The 6,340-nt window shown below is 67.6% G+C and carries 6 protein-coding genes and 1 pseudogene; 3 read left to right on the top strand and 4 right to left on the bottom strand.

From position 1 onward, the window contains the following. Positions 1 to 598 (bottom strand): dihydrofolate reductase family protein (locus tag ABDV68_RS17795; RefSeq protein ID WP_343521439.1); only part of this gene is annotated, 598 nt, incomplete at its 3' end. 128 nt (positions 599 to 726) lie between these two features. Here ABDV68_RS17795 and ABDV68_RS17790 point away from each other — a divergent pair. The 3 genes from ABDV68_RS17790 to ABDV68_RS17780 all read left to right on the top strand — a co-directional run bounded on the left by ABDV68_RS17790 (position 727) and on the right by ABDV68_RS17780 (position 4,214). Then, the gene (locus ABDV68_RS17790) at positions 727 to 1,857 is read left to right on the top strand and encodes a glycosyltransferase family 4 protein (RefSeq protein WP_343521438.1); all 1,131 of its coding nucleotides are present in this window, start codon (positions 727 to 729) and stop codon (positions 1,855 to 1,857) included. Between the two features lie 62 nt (positions 1,858 to 1,919). After that, a complete protein-coding gene (locus tag ABDV68_RS17785; protein WP_343521437.1) occupies positions 1,920 to 3,323 on the top strand; it encodes a nitronate monooxygenase in 1,404 nt (467 codons plus the stop codon). A 195-nt stretch (positions 3,324 to 3,518) separates the two neighbouring features. Beyond that, positions 3,519 to 4,214, top strand: coding sequence for a glutamine amidotransferase (locus ABDV68_RS17780; RefSeq protein WP_343521436.1), 696 nt, complete (start codon positions 3,519 to 3,521; stop codon positions 4,212 to 4,214). A gap of 40 nt (positions 4,215 to 4,254) precedes the next feature. Here ABDV68_RS17780 and ABDV68_RS17775 read toward each other — a convergent pair whose 3' ends face one another. From ABDV68_RS17775 to ABDV68_RS17765, 3 genes and pseudogenes are all read right to left on the bottom strand, one after another. Then, positions 4,255 to 4,497, bottom strand: a complete 243-nt coding sequence (locus ABDV68_RS17775; RefSeq protein ID WP_343521435.1) for a hypothetical protein — start codon at positions 4,495 to 4,497, stop codon at positions 4,255 to 4,257. A gap of 217 nt (positions 4,498 to 4,714) precedes the next feature. Then, positions 4,715 to 6,121, bottom strand: a complete 1,407-nt coding sequence (locus tag ABDV68_RS17770) for a coniferyl aldehyde dehydrogenase (RefSeq protein WP_343521440.1) — start codon at positions 6,119 to 6,121, stop codon at positions 4,715 to 4,717. 5 nt (positions 6,122 to 6,126) lie between these two features. Beyond that, positions 6,127 to 6,340 (bottom strand): annotated as a pseudogene (locus ABDV68_RS17765) (prepilin peptidase); the annotation flags it as partial.

Genomic DNA, 6,340 nt, shown 5'->3' with positions numbered 1-6,340 from the left:
AGGATGCGATCACCACGCCGCTCGAGGACGTAGCCGATTCGACGAGGCGGAAGGTACGCGGGCTGGCGCCACCGCCGAACAGCCGCTTGCCCTTGCCGAGCACCACCGGGAAGGTGAACAGGTTCAGCTCGTCGACCAGATCCGCGGCGAACAGGGTCTGAAGCAAGTCGCTTGATCCCTGGGTGAGCAGATCAGGGCCGTCCTGCTGCTTGAGCTCGCGCAGCGCGGCGACCACGTCGGTGCCGAGCAGCTCGCTGTTCTGCCAGTCGAGATCGGGCCGCGACCGGCTCGCGACATATTTGGTGATGCCGTCGAACAGCGTGGTGATCCGCGCATTGCCCTCGTCATAGCCGGGGGCAGCCGGATCGGTCGGCGCATAGGGCCAGTGCGCAGCGAAGATGTCGTAGGTCTTGCGGCCGAGCAGCAGGTCGAACGAATGGTCGAGCATCTTGTCGATCGTGGCGCCGACCGCCTCGTCGAGATGCGGCACCAGCCAACCGCCGAAGTTGAAGCCGCCGGTCGGGTCCTCGTCCGGGCCGCCGGGCGCCTGCATCACGCCGTCGAGACTGACAAAGGCGCCTACGATGATCTTCCGCATGAGTCTTCTCCTTTCGCCAGCGCCGATTGCGCTGTCGTCATGACGACGAGCGGCGCGACGCGGAATCGACACGGCTGCGAGAATTTTTTCGCGCGGCGGCGATTTGGGCGCTAAGCAGCGCGCCCAGCATGGCCATCCGTATCCTCCATCTTCATTCGAGCTTCGACCTGGGCGGCAAGGAAGCCCGCGCCGTCCGGCTGATGAACGCGTTCGGCGACCGCGCGAGCCACGTCATCGTCTCGGGCGTCGAAGGCGCCTATGGCGCGCGCGACGCGATCGCCAAGGGCATCCGCTACGAGATCGCGCAGAACCCGCCGCCGCTGACCGGAAAGCCCTCGGTCGCGCGTTACGAGGCGATCGCCCGGTTCATGGCGAAGTTCGACCTGGTGCTGACCTACAATTGGGGTGCGATCGACGGGGTGATGGCGAAGCGCGTCTTCGCCAAGAACCTGCCGCCGGTGATCCATCACGAGGACGGGTTCAACGCCGACGAGGCGATGCGGCTCAACCCCGTGCGCAGCATGTATCGGCGCATCGCGCTGGGCGCGGCGCACGCGCTGGTGGTGCCCTCGCACCTGCTCGAGCGGATCGCGGTCAAGGCGTGGAAGCAGCCGCGCGAGCGGATCCACCGCATCTCCAACGGGATCGACGTGGCGGCCTATGCGAGGAAGCCCGATGCGCGGGCGATTCCGGGCTTCAAGCGGTTGCCCGGGCATGTCGTGGTGGGCACGCTGGCCGGGCTGCGCGAGGTCAAGGACCTGCCGATGCTCGTCCGCGCGATGGGCGGAATGAAGAGCCGCGCCCAGCTCGTCATTGTCGGCGAGGGGCCGGAGCGCGAGGCGATCCAGGACACGATCGACAATATGGGGATGGAGAAGACCGTGCTGCTGCCCGGCTTCCTGCCCGATCCGCACCGCTACATGGGGCTGTTCGATATCTTCGCGCTCTCCTCGAAGAGCGAGCAGCAGCCGATCGCGGTGATGGAGGCGATGGCGGCGGGGCTGCCGATCGCCTCGACCCCGGTGGGCGACGTCGCGCAGATGATCGCGCCCGAGAATCTGCCGGCGATCGCCGACGACTGGAATCCGGTGCATCTGCGCGACCGGATCGAGACGCTGGCGGCGCACCCCGACGCGCGCGCCGCGGTGGGCAAGGCGAACCAGGCGCGCGCTCGCGCGTTGTTCGACGAGAAGGCGATGATCGCAGCCTATGCCACGCTCTACGCGGAGGCTGTGAAGCGTCCGGGTGCGCTGGGTTGATTCCCCTCGCTAAGGCGGGGCATCGCGGCTAGAGTCGCCCGAATTTTTCCGGAGGGACGTCGTTGTTCAAGGGTTTGAAGCCGATCATCTACAACGGTCAGGAGGTCTGGCCCCTGGTGGAAGGCGGCAAGGGGGTCGCGGCGACCAATCACGCCTCGGCCGGCGCCTGGGCCGCAGCGGGCGGGATCGGCACGGTGAGCGCGGTCAACGCCGACAGCTATGACGCAGAAGGCAAGATCATCCCGCAAGTCTACAAGGCGCTGACCCGGCGCGAACGTCACGAGGAGCTGATCGCCTACGCCGTCGAGGGCGCGGTGCAGCAGGTCAAGAAGGCGTTCGAGATCGCCGGCGGCAAGGGCGCGATCAACATCAACGTGCTGTGGGAGATGGGCGGGGCGCAGCGCGTGCTGCACGGCGTGCTCGAGCGCACGCGCGGCATGGTCGCGGGCGTCACCTGCGGCGCGGGCATGCCCTACAAGCTAAGCGAGATCGCGGCGTCTTACGGCGTCAACTATCTCCCGATCGTGAGCTCGGGCCGCGCCTTCCGCGCGCTGTGGAAGCGCGCTTATTCCAAGGCGAGCGAGTGGCTGGCGGCGGTGGTCTATGAGGACCCGTGGCTGGCGGGCGGGCATAACGGCCTGTCCAACGCCGAGGATCCGCGCGCGCCGCAGGATCCCTATCCGCGCGTCAAGGAATTGCGCGACGTGATGCGCGAGGGCGGAATCCCGGACAGCGTGCCGATCGTGATGGCCGGCGGCGTCTGGTATCTGCGCGACTGGAACGACTGGATCGACAATCCCGAGCTCGGCCAGATCGTCTTCCAGTTCGGCACGCGTCCGCTGCTGACGCAGGAATCGCCGATTCCCGAGGGCTGGAAGTCGAAGCTGATGGAGATCGACGAAGGCGACGTGCTCCTCCACCGCTTCTCGCCGACCGGCTTCTATTCCTCGGCGGTGCGCAACCCATTCCTGCGCAATCTCGAGGCGCGCTCGGAGCGCCAGATCCCCTATTCGACCGAGGAAGCGGGCGACCATACCTTCCAGCTCGATGCCGGGGTGAAGAGCAAGAATTTCTGGGTGACGCGCAACGACCTGTTGCGCGCGCGCGAATGGGTCGGGCTCGGCTATACCGAGGCGCTCAAGACGCCCGACAACACGCTGATCTTCGTCAACACCGAGGAGCGCCAGGTGATCCGCAAGGATCAGGCCGACTGCATGGGCTGCCTCAGCCAGTGCAGCTTCTCGTCCTGGGCGGATACCGAGACCAACTCGACCGGGCGCCTCGCCGATCCGCGCAGCTTCTGCATTCAGAAGACGCTGCAGGACATCGCCCATGGCGGCGATACTGACAAGAACCTGATGTTTGCGGGGCATGCCGCGTACAATTTCAAGCGCGACCCCTTCTATTCGAACGGGTTCGTGCCGACGGTGAAGCAACTCGTCGACCGCATCCTGACCGGGGATTGATTCGCGCTCGTTTCGTCACCCCGGCCTTGTGCCGGGGTCCACGATGCCGCGCGCGATGCGCGTGAGCTTCTCGTCCGTCGCTTGCCACCCGGTGGACCTCGGTACGAGGCCGGGGTGGCGGGAGAGGGTTGAGATTTCGGCCGCTAAAGCAGGGATTGGGTTCCGGGCATCCGTGACGCTGGCTAGGCTGGCGGCATGAAGAAGGGACTCATCATCCGCCACACGCCCTATGAGGGCATCGCCGGGTTCCGCCAGCCGGTGGAGGATGCGGGCTATGCGCTCGACCGGATCGACGTGACCGATCCGGAATTCGCGCGGGTCAACTTCAACACGCCGGACCTGCTGATCCTGATGGGCGGGCCGATGGGCGTCTACGAGCGCGATGCGCATCCGTGGATCGATTGCGAGGTCGACCGGCTGGCGAGCCGCATCTCGCTCGGCCTGCCGACGCTGGGGGTGTGCCTCGGCGCGCAGATGATCGCGGCGGCGATGGGCGCGAAGGTCTATTCGGGGCCGGTCAAGGAGGTCGGATTCGCGCCGGTCGCGCTGAACGCGGCCGGGGCGGATTCGCCGCTGCGGCACGTCGCGGAGGTGCCGATGCTGCATTGGCACGGCGACACCTTCCCGCTGCCCGAGGGGGTTGAACTGCTCGCCTCGACCGACAGCTATGCGCACCAGGCGTTCCGCCGCGGGCCCGAGCTGCTCGCGCTGCAGTTCCATGCCGAGATGGGCGAAGACCCGCGGTTCGAGGAATGGCTCGACGGCGCCGACGACTATGTCGGGCAGGCGGGGCTGACGATCGACCAGCTGCGCGGCCAGCACGACCGGCTCGGGCCCGGCGCGGTAGCGGCGGGGCGGGCGATGATCGCGGAGTGGCTCGAGGCGCTCTAGCAATTGGCGGGTCCGCACCGTGGCGCGGACCCATCCGGAATCAGGGGCTGTCGGGATGGTCGTCGTCGCGGTCGTGGCCGCGGCCCTTACCCTTGTCGTGGCCACGACCGCGGTCCTTGTCATGGCCATAGCCATAACCGTAGCCACGGCCCCTCTCCGATGCCGGTCCGGACGACAAGGACAGTTTCTCGGCGTGATTGCCGGTGGCCGCCGGCTTGTCGGCAGCCGCAGCCGCCACAGGCGCGGCCGCGATCATTGCGATCGCCGCAATTGCAGATTTCATGACGATTTCCTTCGCTGCTGGTTTGGCGCCTGCGGTAGCGGCCGGGCGCTGTCGCGCCTTCGGCCCTATCACCCTCCATCAGGCGAACCGATCCTCTCCGGGCGAGGCGAAATCGCACGCGGAAGCCAAGCGTTCCGTAGCGTCAGGTTGCTTGGGGCAGCACGTGGGCGGACCGCGACGAACGCTGCCGTGTGCCGCGAAACGGGATCGCGGACGGCTAGCCGAGCTGGCGCTTGATCGCGGCGTCGGTGGTCTTGCCGTAGGGAGGCTTGAGCCCGCCGAGCCTGGCGACGTCGAGCTTGGATTGCCTGAATACCGCCTTGGCGTGACTGAAGGTACGGAAGCCCGCTTCGCCGTGATAGGCGCCCATGCCCGACGGGCCGATGCCACCGAAGGGCAGCTCCTCCATGGCATTGTGGAAGATCGTGTCGTCGAGGCTGACTCCGCCCGAGATCGTCCGGTCGACCACGCGGCGGCGCTCGGCCTCATCGGCGCCGAAATAATAGAGCGCGAGCGGGCGGTCGCGGCGGTTCACCTCGGCGATCGCGCCGTCGATGCTGTCATACTTGCGCACGGGGAGGACGGGACCGAAAATCTCCTCCTGCATGACGGTCATGTCGTCGGTCGGGTTGCGGATGATGTGGAGCGGGAGCTTGCGCGCGTTGGAGGCGGCGAAGTCCTCATTCGCCGGGTTGACCGCGATCACCTCGGCGCCCTTGGCGCGGGCGTCGTCGATCGCCGCGGTGAGGCGCGCGAAATGGCGGTCGTTGATGATCGCGGTGTAGTCGGGGTTCGACAGCAGGCTCGGGTACATCGCCGAGGCGGCGCGGACGAGGCCGTCGACCGCCTCCGCCTCCTGCTCGGCGGGGACCATGAGGTAATCGGGAGCGATGCAGATCTGGCCGGCGTTGAGCATCTTGCCCATCGCCACGCGCTCGGTCGCCTGGGCGAGGTTGGCCGAGCGGCCGAGGATCGCCGGGGACTTGCCGCCCAGCTCGAGCGTGACCGGCGTGAGGTTGTCGGCAGCGGCGTGGAGGATATGGCGGCCGATGCCGGTGGCGCCGGTGAAGAGGAGATGGTCGAAGGGGAGCGCGGCGAATGCCTTGCCGATATCCGGCCCGCCGCTGACGAAGGCGAGCTCGGCGAAGTCGAAGAATTGCGGCGCGAGCTCCTCGAACAGCGCGGCGGTGGCGGGGGTGAACTCGCTGGTCTTGACCATCGCGCGATTGCCGGCCGCGAACACCCCGGCGAGCGGCGACATCACCAGGTTTACCGGGAAATTCCACGGCGAGATGATGCCCACCACGCCCTTGGGCTGATGCTCGACCCAGGCGCGCGCGCCGAGCAGGCCGAGCGGGAACAGCACCGGCTTCTTGTCGCGCTTCGCCCAGCGCGCGACCATCTTCTCGGCGTGCTTCAATGGCGCGACCGAGGCGGCGATGTCCGTGATCATCGACTGACGCGGGCTGCGATGGCCGAAATCCTCGCTGAGCGCGTCGCAGAAGCGGGCGGCATGGTCCTTGAGCATCGCCGCGGCGCGGCGGAGCCGGTCCCTGCGCGTCTCGATCGAGACCGGGAGCTCGGCCATGAACGCCGCGCGCTGGCGGTCGAGGATCTCGCGCATCTCGCTCATAGTCCCACCTGATAGAGCCACGCCGGAAAGGCGGCGATCGCGAGCAATGTGCCGAGCGGAAGGCGGCTCGTCATCCTCATTTCACGACCCGAGATGCGCGCCGCCAGCGCCACGGCGAGCCCGGTGACGCTGGCGGCGAGCAGCACCGGGGCGAGCATCGATGCGCCGAGCCACAGGCCGATGCCGCCGAACATCTTGGGGTCGCCGCCG

Origin of the sequence: Sphingomonas sp., assembly GCF_039595165.1 — a bacterium.
Taxonomy (GTDB): domain Bacteria; phylum Pseudomonadota; class Alphaproteobacteria; order Sphingomonadales; family Sphingomonadaceae; genus Sphingomonas.
The sequence above is the reverse complement of the archived record's forward strand: the minus strand, read 5'-3'. Positions and strand labels throughout refer to the sequence as shown.